The organism is Caballeronia sp. A2-2, from assembly GCF_057612605.2.
On sequence record NZ_CM172587.1, the window covers coordinates 465,828 to 483,248 of the forward strand.

The following is a 17,421-nucleotide window of genomic DNA, read 5'->3' on the forward strand; positions in this document are numbered from 1 at the left end:
GGTAGCCAGCGCGCGTACTCGCTACTTGCAGATTTCCGCGCCGGATCTCGGCGAAAACCAAGTCGCGTCAGGTAATGCGCTTAGCACTTGTTGCCGGTCCTCGAACATCAACCGTGCTGACTCTAGCGTAATGACAATTACTGGAAGCGCTTTAGCGACACCAGCTTGTTCTTAGAGCGGAAGTAATCCCGGACGTTCTGATTTCGATCTTCGTGGCGAAAATCTCGTTAGACCGTCATGCGCAGAAAATTAAACTGAACTCGCTTGTGTTGTTCGTCCCTTATCTTGTCTCTTGCGTATGTACGAGTACAACTCGGACGAGTACGATTCAGCTAGCTTACATCGTCGCTGGCCCATCGATATGACAATGCTTCGATAAAGCATTATCGAAAATGTACTGAATGAATCGAAATCTCGTACATGTCCGATTGAGCGGCCTGCTTTCATTGATCTAATCTTGACATCCTCGCGTGCAGCCAATCGGCCGCAAGCTAAAAAGATCATCATGAAGAAAAGGCGGGTACATTGTCGATAAGGGTCCTTGCGGCTGACAGCCATCCGGTAACCGCTCTAGGCATCGAGACGATCTTACGGAAATATCATGATCTGACATTGATCGGCGCGATGGGAAGGGCTATCTACATCTCAGATCTGGAGTTGGTAAATGAATTCGATGTAATCGTGATGGATAAAAAGGCGGCATCGACATGTATGGTCGGGACAACGATTCCGCTGATAAAGCTTATTCTGGACGATTATCCGGATGTCGGCGTCGTACTGCATTCATGTGTTCGTAACGCTGCTTATATTGCCACGCTTGGTCAATTGGGAGTGAGTGCGATGCTCGACGCTGAAGACGTAATCGTACATCTGAATGTGGCTATTGAGGCAGCCAATGCAGGGGCGCATTTTGTTTCGCCGACGCTTTCGGGAACGAGCTCAAGTAATACGAGCGCGTTAGAGCAGGTAAAGCCATTATCTCGATGCGAAATCCATATCATTCGATCAATTCTATCGGGATGTTCCGTGAAGGAGATCTCCTTAGCGAGGTATCGATCAAAACAAACGATCAGTACTCACAAAAACAACGCAATGCGAAAGTTGCGGGTCACATCGGATGCAGAGTTATTCAGGGTTTTTTCCGAGGAGGATTTCATTCTTGTTGAACTCACGTGCACGAATGGCTCAGGAAAACCTAAGCCTGGCGATTAATAATAGTCAGAGCAGATCGGGACAACATCCGTATCGCGCGGCCGCAGTGTTGCCGACCGCTATGAAATTTCTTGCCGTTGCTCTTCTATCGGGCTGCAGTCGTCCCTTTGTCGAGCACTACGAACCCTTTGGAGATTTTAGCCAGGAAAGTCGAGCGAGTTCTCGCATCGGAACTGCTGAAATAATAGAAACCAGCGACCTTCAAAAACAGATTAGTGAGCTGAAGCGTGAAGGATATGTGCTCTCCGGCGCTTCTTGTTTCATTGATGTAGATACTGGAAGACGGGTGGATCAAGTAAAAGAATTAGCGCAAAAAACTGACGCGGACATCGTCGTAAGTTGGCAGATCCCTATGAACGCCGCGTTTGCCAATATCCCGCCGTCTGTCAAGCCGCGAAAGGATTGGGAGGTCGCCAACCCGACGAGCGTCCCGGTGCCAATGAAGGCGTACTGCGCCTTTCCGATGTTTCGTCTTTCTGATTCCGCGCCGCCATGATGAGTGCTATCAAAAACTCGATGTGGTGCCACGACATCGGCGCGCTCGCATATCGCGTCGGCCGCCCGCATCTGCTGTGACGACCGGCGGGTATCGCAGTCAACCTTGCTGGTCCGGCTCCCGCTCGGGTTCGTCAACGTCTGGGACATCGCCAGGGGTTGGCCCGGGTGCTGGCGCATCCGGTGGTGTTGAGGGTACAGCAGTCGGGTCGATCGGATCTGATGACATTGCAAATCTCCAAGGAAACGCGCATGGTGCGCGCGTTTCATCAACGCAATAGCTATTCCTAGGTAGGTGAGGCGGTAGGGCTACCACCTTGTCACTTCGATTAACTGACGATGCCGAGGCAGGCAATTACTTACTCGGCCTTTAGCTTCTTCGGCTTTGGAGGCGTCTGGACCTTGCTGTACTCGAATTCCGGAGTGTCTTTCAGCGCTTGCTTGGTCGCTCCGGCAAGATAAAAATTGCCATTACGATTCTCAAGTGATGCGATTGGGACAGCGACGTCATGAGTAGCTACGCCCAAGAAGCCACCAGCGGCGATTACCGCTGCGGAAACTGTTGCGTCAGTCGTGATCACTAGATCTTTAATTGAACCGATCTTTTCATTCTTGTCGTTGTACACGGTTTTCCCAAGAATGCCCTTCTTCGCGCTCCAACCCTGCAAGAGGGCCTGAGATTGTTGCACGGTAACGCTGAGCGGTTGCGTTCCGGCCACTTGCGCTTGTGCAGTAATGCTCGCCGTACCAATAGCCAATGAAAGGGCGATCTGATGGGACGTCTTCATGTTGGACTTCCGAGTTGAGGATGCTGCCGAAGTGCAAATCCCGTTCCCGGCAGGACTGGACCGACTAACGCGCCTCGTTGGCAGCCACGAGCCCCTATAGCAGGCTGTGCAAGCGGGATGTGCAATCTTCGCAAAGCGATTCCTTTGCCCTTCTCCAACGTCCCTTGCTGCGGTGAAGAAACGCCGGAGTTAACTAACGAACATTCTCTGATTAGGCCAATGGCCAGGACTTTGTGACAATTCGACTCTTCCCGCGCGCAGGTCTAATAACACTTCCTCGATACCTCGGATCTCGGTGCCGTCTTTGCGCGTCGCAATTACAGTCGATAAGCGGCCGGCATTGCTCGAAGCATCTTTTCGAATCTGCATCAACCGCCGCATCGCGCCTTGCTGGGCGATGAAGTACTGATCCATCTTGGCCTCCGAGTATTAAGCGAATCCTACGCTTAGCGACCTGATGATTGCGTGTTGAACTCCACATATAACTGATAGCTCTTGCTTAAGCCTGCGTGGCTCTTAAACAAGCGGGCGCTGATCGTCGCCAATTCTGTGCAGGTACACCGCGGCTGGAGGCCTTATTGCATATAGTCCATCAGCCGAATTCGGACGCGCCTCATGGCGAATTCGGACAAGCCCAAAGTTGGTAGCGCGAAGCTCTGCTTTGCGTGCCGGATGGGCCGGAGCACACGCGTCTTAGGGTAGGGCAATGAGATATCAAACTTCACAAGCAATTCTGCGCAGGAAGCAAGTGGAAGAAGTGACGGGACTTTCCCGATCCACCATCTACGCGCGAATCAAGAACAGAACCTTTCCTTCACCGGTTGCACTCGGACCGCGCTCTGTCGGATGGCGTGTGTCCGACATCGAAGCGTTCCTCCTCGCTCCCGCTAGCTATCGTATGGGAGACTGAGATGCTTTCGATATTTTTCTCTCTGACAATCCCGTGGCTTGGTAGTCGCGGCGATGCGAAGCATGAGACCACTACTACGGGCCATACGTGTGGTGATGAAGCGTCCACTTGCGGCGACGGCTATGGGCCGATTCGCACAGGCGTCAGAGAATACCCACGGGCAAAAAAAAGGGCCGGCGCGATGTCCGGCCAAAAAGAAGACCCCGATCGCAATGTTAGTCGAGGAGCAGCGCGCCTGATATTGGTCGGGTACGAAATCGCGTGCGCTTCGTATCTTGCTGCGCCGTCGATGACAAACGATTGTGCTGGTGAGCCGACGGGCAAAAAAAAGCTGGCCGTTGAGGCCAGCAAAGAAGGGTTTCATGGATGCTGCACTTCGATAGTAGCCAAGCTCGAGGGTGTGCACCATCGGTTGGGTACGAAAGAGGCTCGCTTGACGAATTCGGAAGCGGTCGTCTATCCTCTGTCTCGTGGGAGGAGACACCTCTCGCTCGGGATTGCAGTCTCGATGGGACATAGGCGGACAACCGCCGACCGGCGGTATTTTTTCGTCCGCAGCCTTGCGCACGCCTTCAATGGTCGGGCCTTGGTGGGGGAGCGTTCGCGCTCGCCGGTTTCCTATGTCGCCGGTACTGCAATCCCGCCTTGCGCTCGGCCACCCCAATTGCAGTTGGGGGCCGGGTTCGTTGAACCTGACATAGGAGGCTGCGCCATGCGACTCGCTATCCCCGCTCGTCCCGAGCAAACTAGTCCGCCGCTTCAAATCCAAATCGTCAACCGCGCATTGCGTGAAGCCGCGCTCGCGCCAAGCGCGAACGACGCGCTCGATTGCTGCGCAGATGCACTCCTAGAGGTTGCCAAGCTCGCCCGTGCGGAGGTGCGCCATGACTAAGACAACACGCAGCGCCATCCAGCAAATACCTTCGGCAGCAAGCCTGCTCGCCTTCTTTCGCGAGCGCTTCGACACAGCGCACGCCTCAGACAGCGAGCTGCAATTCCTCGCGGACTGCCTAACCGTGGCGGGCGATTCCGCATCGTCGTTGGCCACCGTCGTATCAGCCATCGGATGCTTGATCACCAATGACCGAAGCCCTGAACTCAAACCAGTGCGCTCCGGCGCGTTACAGGAAGCCGAACAACCTCTTTTGCTCTACCGCATCGCCAGTGAAATCGAGCTCATCGGTCAGATCGTCGAGACCGCGTCCGAAGCCGAGTGCGTCCTTCGACAGCGATTGATCGACCGTCTCAAAATAGAGCGCTCTAGCCGTGCTCACAGCGATAAGTACTCCTTAAAGGGAGGAAACCATGGCTAGGCACCTCGAGATGGCGGCGAAGGCTCAGCAGTTCCACGATGTCTTGCAGATGTTGCTGATCGGCATTGCGGACCTTCCTGTAAGCGACGACCACCCTGTCTGCGGTGTTGTTCGCATGTTGATAGATCAGTCTGCTGGCGTCGCAGAACAGTTGCATGAATACGTTCATGCAGACGGCGTGCGTCACGGTCAGTGCGCGATCGGTTCGAAGGAGGATGTATGAGTTGGGTCGATCAGGACAAGGTGGTGATGGATATCCAGAAGAGCGCGACGCAGCGCATCCGGATCATTCATCGTCGGTATAAAGGCCGCGAGTACGTCGATATCCGGCTTGTGGTCGCCAATGCAGCGGGTGAGTTCGTGCCGACGCAGAAGGGCATCATGCTGCGCCCGGAACTACTGCCGCAGATCATTCAGGGGCTGACGCTGGCCGCGCGGGAGGTCGTATGAACGAGAACTACAAACTAGGCATTCCAATCGCAGAAGGCGAATACGCGAGCCCGACTGAGTGCGTTCTCATGTGCGGCTTCCTTGTGTTTCATGCAAAGAAAGCCGATGACGACGTGCGCCAGTTCGCACGCCGCGTGCTCGACGTAGTGTTTGCCGCTGCCGCCGAGAAGGGGTTTCGCCGTACCGATCTGCTTGAAACCATGATGGCGAAGGGTGTCCGATCGCCGCGCGTGGGCGTTCTCGCGGGGCAAGCGACGGCGGCGATCGGCGACAACCTTGCCTTCGCTCGCGTAATTGCAAAGGCACATGTGATTGCGGGAGGTAAGCAATGAGCACCGTCTTTGACGAACACCAACGGATCCTCGAGGCACTCTCGTACATCCCGCCGAACGTTGAGCGCGACGTATGGTTCCGCGTCGCTGCGGCGCTCAAGCATGGCGAGGGCGAGGCTGGCTTCGACACGTTCGATCAATGGAGCCAGGGCAGTCCGAACTACGTCGCCGCCGACGTTCGCGACACTTGGCGCTCGATCCGTCCCGATGGCGGCATCACCATTGCCACCTTGTTTGCGATCGCCAAGAAGTACGGTTACAACCCGCGCGCAAAGGCGGCAATCGTCGTGGACCCAGTGGAAGTCGCCCACCTCCGGGCGGAACGCGACGCTCGGGCAAAAAAGGATGAGCAGCAACGCGCGAAGGACCGCAATCACGCGTCAACGATCGCGCTCGCCATCATCGAGAAGTCCGAAGCTGCGCGTGACGACCATCCATACTTGTTACGCAAAGGCATCACAGCCGTCGATGCTCTGCGTGAGCTCGAAGTGCAAAAGCTTCGGACGCTGACAGGTTATCGCCCGCACTCCGGCGGCGTCCCGCTTGAGGGACGAATCCTCATCGCGCCGGTCATGATCGACGGTGCGGTTACAACCGTGGAGATGATCGACGAAGACGGGCGCAAGTCGGCGCTGGCGGGCGGCGCCAAAGCGGGCGGCGGCTGGTTTGTCGGCGAATTCACAAAAGACTGTGCCCGTATCCTGTTCGCGGAAGGGGTGGCTACCGCGCTTTCAGCTCATTTGTGCACGAACCACGCTACGGTGGCTGCGCTGTCTGCGGGCAACCTCATGAAGGCCGCTCAGGCAATGCGGGCGGGTCATCCGGATGCTGAGATCATCGTACTCGCAGACCTCGGAAACGGGCAGCAGAAGGCGGCCGAAGCGGCGAGAGCCGTTGATGGCAAGCTTGCCTTGCCCGAGTTTGGCGACACACGCGACGAGGACGAGAGCGACTTTAACGACATGCACACACGGTTCGGGGCGGCGGCAGTCGCCGCCCAGATCGAACGGGCTGCAAGGCCGGACGGCGGGGAGCAACCGGATAAGGGCTGCGTGCCGCGTGGCTTCTCCGTGAGTAAGGACGGGGTGTTCTATACCGATGACGACGGCATGCCGCACTGGATCTGCTCGCCACTTCACGTTCGGGCGCTGGTGCGCGATCGCGCCTCGGAAAACTGGGGGCGTCTGCTTGAGTGGAAGGACGCCGACGATCATCCGCATGTCTGGGCCATGCCAATGGAGATGCTGCGATCGGACGGTGCGGACATGCGAGGCGAGCTCGCACGGTTGGGGTTAGACATCGCACCGAGTAACCGCGCTCGCAATAAGCTAACGGAATACGTGACGACCGCCAAACCCAAGGCGCGGGGCAGGTGCGTGACGCGTACTGGCTGGCATAACGGCGCCTTCGTGTTTCCCGACCGTACGATTGGCGTGTCAGCCGAGCGAGTGATTTTCCAATCGGAGGCCGTGATGCGGACGTATTCACAGGCTGGAACATTGGACGATTGGAAGCGCGACGTCGCATCTTATTGCTCCGGCAATTCTCGGATGCTCGTCGCTGTTTCGACGGCGTTTGCGGGAATGATGCTGGCGTACTCTGGGCAGGAGTCGGGCGGTCTTAACTTTGTGGGCGACTCATCGACAGGCAAAACGACCGCGCTCCGTGCGGCGTGCAGCGTCTATGGTGGTCCCGAGTACATGCAGCGGTGGCGTGCAACCTCAAACGGCCTTGAGGGGTTAGCTGCGCTTCACAATGACACGCTACTCGTGCTCGATGAGCTAGCGCAGGTTGATCCGCGCGAGGCCGGGGAGATTGCGTACATGCTAGCTAACGGGAGCGGCAAGGCGCGCGCCGGGCGCACCGGCTCGGCGCGTGCGCGGCAATCGTGGAGGTTGCTCTTCCTGTCGGCCGGCGAGATTGGCCTCGCGCAGCACATGCAAGCTGGAGGCAAAAGAGCAAAGGCGGGTCAGGAGGTCAGACTTGTCGAAATTCCGGCTGATACGGGTCGAGGTTTTGGCCTTTTCGAGAACGTGCATGGACAGGCAGGCGGTGCACCGCTGTCGGCGCTGATCGGCGAAGGATGTAAGCGTAGCTACGGAATGGCTGCGATCGAGCTGCTGAAATTCGTATCAAAGGAGCCGGAGGTAGTCGAGAAATACCTTAAACAGGAGACAGCAAGATTTCTCGCCGAGCACCTTCCGCCGGATGCCTGCGGCCAGGCTCATCGTGTTTGCGATCGGCTCGCGCTTATCGGTTTAGCAGGCGAATACGCGACGAGCTGCGCTATTACAGGGTGGCAAGAGGGCGAAGCAAGATCTGCTGCGGCCAAATGTTTTAAAGCGTGGCTCATTAACCGCGGCGGCGCGGGCAGTTACGAGCATGCCGCGATTCTCGCGCATGTGAAAGCATTTTTCGAGGCTCATGAAGAATCACGCTTTACCGATCTAAATGATACGGGATTGCGGCCTACTATAAACCGGGCGGGTTTCCGGCGATCTGGCGAAGGTGGTTTTGAATACCTTGTGTTTCCGGAGGTTTTTAAGCGCGAAATATCTGTGGGGTTCGATTCAAAGTGCGCAGCGAAGGTGCTCATCGACGCGGGCTGGGTTCGTGGGTCACCGGATGGGAAGTTCCAGCGCGTCGAGCGGATTCCAGGTAAAGGAAGCACTCGCGTTTATGTATTCACCTCTCGCATCTGGGCTTCTAGCGCAGCGTCATGAACATTCAAAAACAGGTGTAACAGGTGTAGCAGGTGTAACGCACGCCCAAAAGCCCTGAGGCATAAGGCGTTTTGCGTTACACCTCTGAAGGTTCAGCCGTTACACCGTTACACCCTCGATACCACTATCGACGACACCTGTTACACCAGCCGACATGGCAATCACCGGTGTAACAGGAACGGTGTAACGCTGAGAGCCCCGATCTGCTTGCGATTGCAGACACCGTTACACCTGCTACACCTGTTACACCGAAAATGAGTAGATAGCTTCATCCGCATCGGCGTCATCGCCGAATGACCCGCCCACGAAACCGGCCGCTCGAAGGGGCCGTAGTGAACGATGTTGTGTTCACGATTACAGACTTACGCTTGGACCTCATTCCGTGAGAGCGCTCTCGTTGCGAGCGAGCGTGAAGTGTTGCAATGCAAATTTGAATTGCCGTTGGCAAAGCGACGGAGTCGAAGGACTCAGCTTCTTATCTTTGAATCTGCAGAAGCAACAAGAGATTATTAGTTTATCCATCGATGAAACGGGTTGCTGCATTTGATAAATATCAAATTTCCAGTGTTGTTAATGCTGGTTTCGTACTCGACTGATGTTCAAGGATGGTCGTTATCCGCTTTAATAATGACTAATCGGACGACGATAAAAGCAATCGATGTGTGAGGGCCTTGCACTCTGCAAAGATAACCGCCCAGGCGGGGCACGTTGTTTACCTGATCAAAAATCGAGCATGACACACGTTTGCAATGGCGAGCATATTGGGTGAGCACGTCTCGGCATTAATCGCTTGGGGATGAAACTTATGAGAAGGACTTCACGAATTTTTTGTGGGGGGGGCTTTGAGGCTACTGCCATCGGTAAACTGGAATGTCCTATGGACATTCTTCGCCTCTGCCGCGTGGGCTAGCAATCCCGGGTCTCCTCTCTTCCTGCCAGCGTCGGCGGATATGGGTCAAAACAAATGCGGCGAGAGAACTGCGGACAGCGTCAGCAGGGAGATTGAGCAAAACGCTGACATCAGCTCAAGATCTCACGGCGAAACTTGTGGCAGCAGTTATCTCAGCCCGGACGCGCGAGCTCAAATGCTTGCCCCTGCGAGATCGGGAATAAATTTGACCGCCGATAAACCGCCGCTGAGCGGAACTTATGTAGCCGTCGGATGCGAAGCTTATAAAGTTCTGCCTCCGCAGTGCGTCGCAAGGATGCATAGGCGTGGCATGAGTGAGCGGCGCAGTCTTGCACGTGAGCAAGGACACTCTGCCCTGTGTCAGCCCGCTCGGCCGAGCCGTCGAAGGCCGGTTTGCATCATGATCCCTGTGAGCCGCCACGCCGACTAACGATCGAAGGTCGGCGCATTTCGGACTGCATTCCAGCGCAGCGCGATGGCCTGCGTAGGTCATAAAGGGGTTCCACTCGCCATGCCTAGAACCGACAAGGACGGCTCTGATTTGCATGTCAAGCTGTCAGTGCTGATTGGAGGCGCGCTGAGAGTCGACATCGCTCGCCTCCGACGCGACGAACTCTTCGTAGACGTGATTCCGAACTTCGACTCTTTAGTTATTCTCGAAATCATTCTTCTAATCGAGGAGCGCGAGGGTCTTCAATTCGACCGCTATCTACAAACGCGCAACGTCCTGGCCACCGCCAACGCAGAGGGATCCTTGCCGGTGTTTCCGCCGAACATCAGCGCGCTTGTGCGCGCAGTGCTTCAGGCAAAGAAGGCGGAATCGTGTCTTTTGGAAAGCGAGATGCGCACGACCGCGACGAACCTGACTGCCGGCCTACCTGAAAGCGAGAACAACGCTCGAAGCAGCATTAGGGATGGTTCTACATGAAGCATGATGTGCTTATCACCGGCATTGGATTGACTGGACCGCTAGGCAACGATCCGAATGTCTTCTTTGACGCACTTGTTGCGGGGAAAAATGGAATCCAGCGTCATCCTAGTCCGCTGATAGACCGATACGTCGGACATGCGGATTTGAACATCGAGGCGCATTTCGCCCCGGCTGACTCAAGATGTCTCGATCGTGTGTCCTTGCTGGCTTTATACGCAGCGCGACAAGCCATGATTTCCAGTGGATGGGGTGGCGATGAGGTGGGGCGCGACTGTGGCGTGTTCATTGGAACAGGCATCGGCGGCGTGACCTCGCTTGTTGGCGGGATCAACGACTTTTATGGCCGAAACAGGCGTGAAATCTTACTCACCATACCTGCGGCCATGCCCCATGCCCCTGCTGCACACATAGCAATCGAGGTCGGCACGTCGGCGGAGGTGCTGACCTACACGACCGCGTGCTCGGCAGGCGCCGTCGCAGTCGGAGAAGCTTTCCGCCGTATTCGCGACGGACACTTAAATATCGCGTTGTGTGGAGGCACCGAGGCTATGTTGAGCCCACCGCTGCTTCGAGCTTGGTCTCAGCTGCGAGTCCTGTGCGACGAGCCGGCGATTGCACCTGAGACAGGGTGTCGCCCGTTCAGTGAAAGCCGGACTGGCTTCGCACTCGCAGAAGGCGCATGCGTGCTTGTGCTCGAATCCGCCGCCCATGCGGCTCGTCGGGGAAGTTATCCAATCGCTGAGATAGTCGGATACGGTTCGAGTAATGACCACAGTCGTTTAACGATGCCTACGTCGCACGGCCAAGCTCTCGCGATTGAGCGGGCGATCACCGATGCAGGCATAAGAGCGAGCCAGATCGGATATGTGAATGCGCATGGTACTGCAACTCAAAATGGAGATGTGATCGAAGTGGAAGCGCTTCGCCATGTGTTCGGTTCGTCACTCCCACGCATTCCGATAAGCAGCACAAAGTCGTCTCATGGGCATTTGATCGGCGCGGCTGGTGCGCTGGAATTGGCGATTTGCGCGCTAGCAATTCGTGAACAGAAAATTCCGCCGACTCTTCATCACGATGGGAAAGACCCGTTCTTCGCGGGGCTCGATTATGTTCCTGAGGTCGGGCGCTCGGTTAGCGATCTACGAATTGCTATGAGCAACTCATTTGGGATGGGAGGGAACAACACTGTGCTGATCATCAAGCGATGCTGACGGTGTCCCATCGTGGAACCTTAAGGTAAGGAGCGAATCGTTGAGCGAGAAGAGAATCAGCTTCAGGACGACGAATATGCGTTACCCCCGATCTTCGAGGGATACGTTGGCAAAAACTCGTCCAAGCGATCGGGAGCTTCACATATGGGTCGACTCAGGAGGTTCCAAGCGCGTTTGCACAGAGCTGTTTAAGGCGGGGTACATGGACAGCGCTCGCTACATGGCGGACGTAGCATATTGTCGTATGACATTTACGCCAAGCGTCAATCATGGATATAGCTTATGGGGACCTACCTGCGCGTCCATGATGCGTCGCTACAAGTGGATCATGTGGGCGATGTCGAAGCCGACCCTCTGGTTCGTCGAAGACAGTGCTTTTCGCATGTCGCAAAGGAAGACGCCTCATTGGCGCGGAATCTTCGTGCGCTACGTCGTCTTCATCCCGGCGTGTCTGATCGCATTAGGCTTAGAAAAGTCTTTCGTCCGGCTGCATTGCCGTGCACGAAGCAAGCGATAGTTTCCAACGCTTACGAGATCGCGACGCGTAGACATACGTTGCCCTCTCGTTCACGACAACTCCCTAGAACTGGGATGACTAAGTTCGCATCAGCAAAAGCTGACGCGCATCCGGCCGTGTGCCGGTCAGAGCATCAAAGTGTTGCTCAATATCCTCAACTTTTATCTCGAAGCACTGAATAGGAGAGTAGAAATGAGATGCCGAAAGAAAGTGTTAGCAGCCGGTTCACTTAGTATCCTCGCAGTCGGTATCGCGATGGCAGATAGTCCCAGCCCAGGAGTCAACAAAGGGCAGATAAATTTCACCGGCGAGATCACAACTGCGCCCTGCTCGGTCGATGGAAGCAGTGTCAATCAAACAGTCCCATTAGGTTCGATATCGACAAACGTATTGTCGGCAGCCGGCGCAAAGTCAACGGGGCGAGACTTCGAGATTAAACTCACGGGCTGTACCCTCGGCACGGTCAAAAATGCTCAGGTCACATTCAATGCAACGCCTGATGCTGACGATCCGAGCCTTATCGCACTGACGGCCGGTCCATCGAGCGCGCAGAACGTAGCTGTGGGTCTTTACGACGTAAATAGCCAAAAGGATCTGGCGCTCGGAACAAAATCTGACGCAATTCCAATCAGGAACGGTTCCTTCTCTCTCCCATTCCGAGCCTTTTATAAAGCCACGAAAAGTGCTGCCGTAGCTGGCGTTGCGAACGCTACCGCCCAATTCACAGTTTCTTATAACTGACGATGACTGTGACAAGCCTAGGGATGGATATCTCTAGGCTCAACTTCTGTATTCCATTTTGTAGATTGAGTAATCTACGTAAAGCGATCTTACTCGATGTCTCTTCGACCGCGGTACTTAATCATCCCCGTCATGTTCGCTTACTTGCTGGCGGCCGATGGCGTGGACGCAGCGATTGTATTGTCCGGGACTAGGCTCGTATTCGAAGGTGCAAAACGAGAAACGTCTATTACCGCAGAAAACAGATCCGACGAGCCATACGTCGTCCAAGCATGGATCGAGGACGACAGTGGCAGCACCGACACACCCTTCTTCGTTGTTCCCGCCGTCTCTCGAATCGACGGACGGCGTGAGGGATTGCTTCGTGTTGTGAAGGTGGGCGGTGGATTGCCGAGCGACCGCGAATCCATGTATTGGCTTAACGTGAAAGAGATCCCGAGGATTGATAAGCGTGACAACGTACTTCAGATCTCGGTCCGTACGCGAATCAAGCTCTTCTACCGTCCGCCTGGCATTGAACAAGATAGGCTTGGCACTAGCTCGCTTCGCTGGACTCAAGTAAGAGACCTCCATTTACGTACCTGTTCGCTTGTTCTACGTAATGACGCGCCATTCTTTGCAAGTTTCACAGATTTATCAATCAAGTATGGCGATGGGCGACGCAAGGAACTTGAAAGTGGATATGTAGCTCCGTGGTCATCACGTGAATTCGCTTTGCCACACTGCGACGGCGCTCTTCAAGTGAGCTACTCAATCATTAACGACTTCGGGGCAACTGAGGAGCGCCCAGCGGTACCAGCGGCGATCGAGACACGGAACTAAGCCAGTTTGGTGGATTGCAGGTTGATTGAAAAGGGTCACTTGGGTGCATGAATCGACGACAGCACTTAGAATCTGTCGGCGTTGTGTGGAGTATCTCGCCATTATTGCGTTAAGCAATGCCTCGCCGACAATCGTACGGGCGGATAGCGACCGCGCGGTGTTCAACAATGCTTTTCTGAGCTTAGGGGGCGGTCCGCAAGACGTCGATTTGTCCGTTTTCTCATTTGGCAACCGCATATTGCCTGGCTCTTACCCGAGCACAGTCTTTCTCAACGGAGATCGATTAGGTGATGAGGAAATCAAACTGGTCACGGATCGTCACGATGTCGATGCTTCACCCTGCCTGAGTCGAGAGCAACTGATGAGATGGAAGGTCAATATCGCCGCATTTCCCAAAATCTCGGAGTACGCAGACGGCGTCTGTATCGATCTCGATAAAATTATCCCTGACACCACAACGCAATTTGACGCAGCGTCTCAAACTCTTCGGATCTCAATACCTCAAGCAGCAATGTCGCGCCGAGCTCGTGGCGTTGTGCCGATGGACCAACTCGACGACGGCGTCACGGCTTTGCTCTTCGGGTATCAGCTCAATGGGAACCACGACTATCTGCGAAATAGAGATAGCTTGTACGCAAGCTTGCACTCCGGGCTGAATCTTGGACCTTGGAGATTTCGAAATTGGCTCGCCATCAATCGTAGCCCTTATGGGACAAAGGTTGAATCGCGAGCGACTTACGTCGAACGAGCTTTGCCAACTATCCAATCGCGCTTGACGGTGGGAGACACGTTTGTGGCAGGGTTCGGAGACGATGGCTTTGGCTTGCGCGGTATTCAACTGCAAACGGACGACTCTATGCGGCCTGACAGCTTGCGAGGATTTGCCCCTTCCATTCGCGGAATCGCCCGCACAGCCGCCGAAGTTACGATTCGACAGAATGGCTACGTGCTCTACAAAATCAACGTGGCACCTGGCCCCTTCGTCATCGACGATCTCTACGCAACGCCGGGCGCTGGCGACCTCGAGGTTACGATCGCGGAGGCGGATGGTTCGATCACTCGATACAAGCAACCTTATGCCGCGCTGCCGACGTTAGTACGAGAGGGAATGCTCAATTACGACCTGGCGATCGGAAAGTACCGAGACGCTTCAGAACCTGACGGACCGTTCGCAGCGAAAGCAGCGATTGGCTATGGTTTGACCTCCAACGCGACTGTCTACGGTCGTGCGGTGTTATCAAGTGTGTACAGTGCTCTCACAGCAGGCGTTGGTCTTAATATGAAAGGTTTAGGAGCGTTAGCATTTGATTTCACACATACAAAACTAAGCTCGGGCAGCACCTCTCATCAGTCGGGAAACGGAATTCAGCTAACGTACGCAAAGTCGCTGCCGGCATACGGCACGCAGTTCCGACTCGTTAGCACGAGGTACTTGACCGAAGGCTACCGTTCGTTTGCACAAGCGGTTCGGGAAGACCGGGGAGGATGGAGGAGGGCGGGCGATCTTAAAAGTGAAGTGAGCGCAAACGTCGCACAGCCGCTTGGCACGTATGGCTCAGTGTACTTAACGGCCATCCGACAAGGGTACCGGCGATCGCACTCGGCAGAGACGGTGCTGCAGCTCGGCTATGCGACATCATTCCGAACCGCCACAGTCAGTTTCAATTACAGCCAGTTTGCAGCACGGCGTATGCATCAAACCGAACGCCAGCTACAGGTGGGTGTCTCCATACCAATCGACAAGAGCGTATCAACCGCGACGTATCAAATCGCGAGTGATGGGAAGGGCAAGCTCGACCATCAAGCGGGTGTCGCTGGCTCAATCCTTTCCAATCGCAACCTTTCTTACAGTGCGAACGTGAGCAAAGGCACCGGCGATTCGCGAAGTTTCTATGGCTCGCTCAACTATCAAGGGTCGAAAGGCAATGTATATATTGGTCATGGCCAAGGGGCTCGGTCGAGTCAGTCGCAGGCTTCCTTAAGCGGCGGAATGATCATTGACAGCCATGGTCCGCTTTTGTCTCAATCACTCGGCGAGACGACGGGCATCATTGAAGTACCAAATGCAGGCGGGCTTGCTATTGAAGGTTACCCAGGAGTTGCGACCGACTCAGGTGGGCGCGCGGTGGTGCCAAGTCTTGTGCCATATCGGAAGAACCGTGTTGCTGTAAATGCGGCGCAGACCGCGACAAGCGATGTTGATTTGCTTGAGCCTGCAGTATCGGTCGCTCCGACTCGAGGCGCAGTCACCTACTCGAAGCTGAAGGCCGACATCGGAAAGCGGTTGTTTGTCCGATTGACGCTGCCTGATGGAGAAAAGGTCCCCTTTGGGGCGCGCATCACAGATCGCAAAGGCAAAGAAAAAGGAGCTGTCGGTCCAATGGGACGTGCCTACCTGACTGGCCTCGAAGCGGGCCCATCCAGTTACGCCGTGGATTGGGGCAGCGCTCGTGACAAGAACTGCACGTTCTCTGTTCCCATCTCGCAAACGAGCGGAATTTCGGTCGACCGTCTAGTCGACGCAGTATGCAACTTCGCCGACGATCGCTAAACCGTTCGTAGGGAAGCTCCGCGATTCGGTCCACACGAGGAAAAGAGATTGAAAGAAGCGAGTTTCAGGATTGCGCTGCTCGCTATTGCAGCGGCATGCTTTTTGGGGTACACGCCGGTGGAGGCTGCTTGCAAATTGAACGCAAACTTTCCTTTTGGGCAATACACGTTCTCGGCGGGATTGATAAACCTTAAGGTCGATCCGGGACTTAAGGTCGGAGACCAGATAGGAAATGCCTGGACTTTCGATATGCCTGATTGGGCGGGAAAACAAGGGATGGAGCAATATGCGGTGGCACTCTGTGACATCGGGACCATAGAGCGTTTCGTTGGCACGACGCCGTTCGATTTTGCCACCGATACCTATTTGCTGCCCAATGTTGAGGGGGTGGGATACCAAGTCTATTATCCCGCGAACCCGAACAGCGGAAACCAAGTTCCGCGTCAGGGCCTTGCGCCAATCGTTATCCCGAATCCTCACCGCCCTGGCTATATGGTCTACCCGCCTGCGTCGCAAGGGCGCCCTTTGACATTAAGATTTGTAAAAACGGGTGTTATCAAAGGCGGATATGCATCGGTGCGAAAATACGCTACCGGCGAGTTGATATATCCGACAGTTTTAGAAACTCTCTCGCTTTCGTTTGGCGTTATAGTCCAGCAACCTACGTGCGACATTCGAAGTAAATACACGAATGTCGAGATGCCCAAAACTGATGCTTCCGATTTCTCTGGAGTTGGGTCTACGTCTGCTAAGAAGTCGCTCTTCGAAATAAAAATGGACTGCAACCAGATAGTGTCGAACCTGAAGATAAAGTTTGAAAGCCCGTACGAAAACACTGATATGCCAGGTACGATAAGCCTGATCGACCAAGGCTCACGAACCGCTAGAGATGTTGGGATTCGAATGCGCTACGGAAGGGATAACCAGGTGGTCTCCTTGAATCAGCAGTTGGACATCTCCGACTTCCTCCAAGATCGGTCGCACGGAGTCGGTGAGATCTCGCTCCCGATGAGCGCTGAATACGTTCAGACGGGAAATGATGTCAAGCCGGGCGCGGCCAATAGCGTCGCGCTCTTCACCATTGAGTTCCAATGACTTTCACCGACGATACGTTTCGTCGCGAAGCACGCGCGGTCCTGACCAGTGCTTGATTGTGACGCCTACAGGGACGTTGCTCAGTCCAGTCTGGTCGTATGCGGCAGAGGCACCGTATGAATTAAAGCAAATTCTTCGTTTTTTCAGGAACCAACATTCAACCTCGCTTCAAAGAATCCGCCAGGCCTCACAAATCGTCTGTGGTGATTGCTCGCCGGTAGAGGCACCCGGAGCCCAACACCAATGGATATCTTTATCGCGATGCTAGGACCAGCCGAGAGACTTCCGAAGAAACTAACTTGGTATGTCTCCGATTCAAGCTCCTGTGAATGTATCGAACCGATGAGTGCTCAAAAGGTCTTCCGTTATGAATAGGCTGTTGACCCAGGATTAGCCAGGTTAAGAGGGTCATGATTAGGT

The 17,421-nt window shown here is 55.0% G+C and carries 16 protein-coding genes; 14 read left to right on the forward strand and 2 right to left on the reverse strand.

Annotated features, from left to right (window positions below):
- Positions 1–525: 525 nt before the first annotated feature.
- On the forward strand, positions 526–1,212 hold the full coding sequence (locus tag ACZCWR_RS02305; RefSeq protein ID WP_487302137.1) for a LuxR C-terminal-related transcriptional regulator: 687 nt from the start codon (positions 526–528) through the stop codon (positions 1,210–1,212).
- Positions 1,181–1,708 (forward strand): hypothetical protein, encoded by a 528-nt coding sequence (locus ACZCWR_RS02310; RefSeq protein WP_487302138.1) that lies wholly within the window; start codon positions 1,181–1,183, stop codon positions 1,706–1,708. The genes ACZCWR_RS02305 and ACZCWR_RS02310 overlap by 32 nt, the downstream gene beginning before the upstream one ends.
- 358 nt (positions 1,709–2,066) lie before the next feature.
- Here the strand turns inward: ACZCWR_RS02310 and ACZCWR_RS02315 are convergent, their stop codons facing one another.
- Both ACZCWR_RS02315 and ACZCWR_RS02320 read right to left on the reverse strand, forming a co-directional pair.
- Positions 2,067–2,495, reverse strand: coding sequence for a PRC-barrel domain-containing protein (locus ACZCWR_RS02315; RefSeq protein ID WP_487302139.1), 429 nt, complete (start codon positions 2,493–2,495; stop codon positions 2,067–2,069).
- A 189-nt stretch (positions 2,496–2,684) separates the two neighbouring features.
- Positions 2,685–2,909, reverse strand: coding sequence for a hypothetical protein (locus ACZCWR_RS02320; protein WP_487302140.1), 225 nt, complete (start codon positions 2,907–2,909; stop codon positions 2,685–2,687).
- Positions 2,910–3,201: 292 nt separating this feature from the next.
- On the opposite strand from ACZCWR_RS02320, the gene ACZCWR_RS02325 reads away from it, so the two are divergent.
- The 12 genes from ACZCWR_RS02325 (at position 3,202) to ACZCWR_RS02380 (ending at position 17,001) form a co-directional block, all read left to right on the forward strand.
- Positions 3,202–3,405, forward strand: coding sequence for a helix-turn-helix transcriptional regulator (locus ACZCWR_RS02325; RefSeq protein WP_487302141.1), 204 nt, complete (start codon positions 3,202–3,204; stop codon positions 3,403–3,405).
- 884 nt (positions 3,406–4,289) lie between these two features.
- Positions 4,290–4,718 (forward strand): hypothetical protein, encoded by a 429-nt coding sequence (locus ACZCWR_RS02330; protein WP_487302142.1) that lies wholly within the window; start codon positions 4,290–4,292, stop codon positions 4,716–4,718.
- Entirely contained in the window at positions 4,711–4,941 is a 231-nt protein-coding gene (locus tag ACZCWR_RS02335) for a hypothetical protein (RefSeq protein ID WP_487302143.1), read from the forward strand. The genes ACZCWR_RS02330 and ACZCWR_RS02335 overlap by 8 nt, the downstream gene beginning before the upstream one ends.
- Positions 4,938–5,168: a transcriptional coactivator p15/PC4 family protein gene (locus tag ACZCWR_RS02340; RefSeq protein WP_487302144.1), complete on the forward strand. Its 231-nt coding sequence runs from the start codon at positions 4,938–4,940 to the stop codon at positions 5,166–5,168. Before ACZCWR_RS02335 ends, ACZCWR_RS02340 begins: the two co-directional genes overlap by 4 nt.
- Positions 5,165–5,500: a hypothetical protein gene (locus tag ACZCWR_RS02345; RefSeq protein WP_459906738.1), complete on the forward strand. Its 336-nt coding sequence runs from the start codon at positions 5,165–5,167 to the stop codon at positions 5,498–5,500. The genes ACZCWR_RS02340 and ACZCWR_RS02345 overlap by 4 nt, the downstream gene beginning before the upstream one ends.
- Positions 5,497–8,223 carry a DUF927 domain-containing protein gene (locus tag ACZCWR_RS02350; RefSeq protein ID WP_487302145.1) on the forward strand — a complete coding sequence of 909 codons (2,727 nt, stop codon included), beginning with the start codon at positions 5,497–5,499 and terminating at the stop codon, positions 8,221–8,223. Before ACZCWR_RS02345 ends, ACZCWR_RS02350 begins: the two co-directional genes overlap by 4 nt.
- 1,421 nt (positions 8,224–9,644) lie before the next feature.
- Positions 9,645–10,061: a hypothetical protein gene (locus ACZCWR_RS02355; RefSeq protein WP_487302146.1), complete on the forward strand. Its 417-nt coding sequence runs from the start codon at positions 9,645–9,647 to the stop codon at positions 10,059–10,061.
- Positions 10,058–11,275: a beta-ketoacyl-[acyl-carrier-protein] synthase family protein gene (locus ACZCWR_RS02360; RefSeq protein ID WP_487302147.1), complete on the forward strand. Its 1,218-nt coding sequence runs from the start codon at positions 10,058–10,060 to the stop codon at positions 11,273–11,275. Before ACZCWR_RS02355 ends, ACZCWR_RS02360 begins: the two co-directional genes overlap by 4 nt.
- A gap of 655 nt (positions 11,276–11,930) precedes the next feature.
- Positions 11,931–12,533, forward strand: coding sequence for a fimbrial protein (locus ACZCWR_RS02365; protein WP_487302148.1), 603 nt, complete (start codon positions 11,931–11,933; stop codon positions 12,531–12,533).
- Between the two features lie 132 nt (positions 12,534–12,665).
- Complete coding sequence (locus tag ACZCWR_RS02370; protein WP_487302149.1) at positions 12,666–13,355, forward strand: fimbrial biogenesis chaperone; 690 nt, start codon at positions 12,666–12,668, stop codon at positions 13,353–13,355.
- Positions 13,356–13,440: 85 nt separating this feature from the next.
- Positions 13,441–15,906 (forward strand): fimbria/pilus outer membrane usher protein, encoded by a 2,466-nt coding sequence (locus ACZCWR_RS02375; RefSeq protein ID WP_487302150.1) that lies wholly within the window; start codon positions 13,441–13,443, stop codon positions 15,904–15,906.
- Between the two features lie 48 nt (positions 15,907–15,954).
- Positions 15,955–17,001 carry a fimbrial protein gene (locus ACZCWR_RS02380; RefSeq protein ID WP_487302151.1) on the forward strand — a complete coding sequence of 349 codons (1,047 nt, stop codon included), beginning with the start codon at positions 15,955–15,957 and terminating at the stop codon, positions 16,999–17,001.
- The last annotated feature ends 420 nt before the right edge of the window (positions 17,002–17,421 follow it).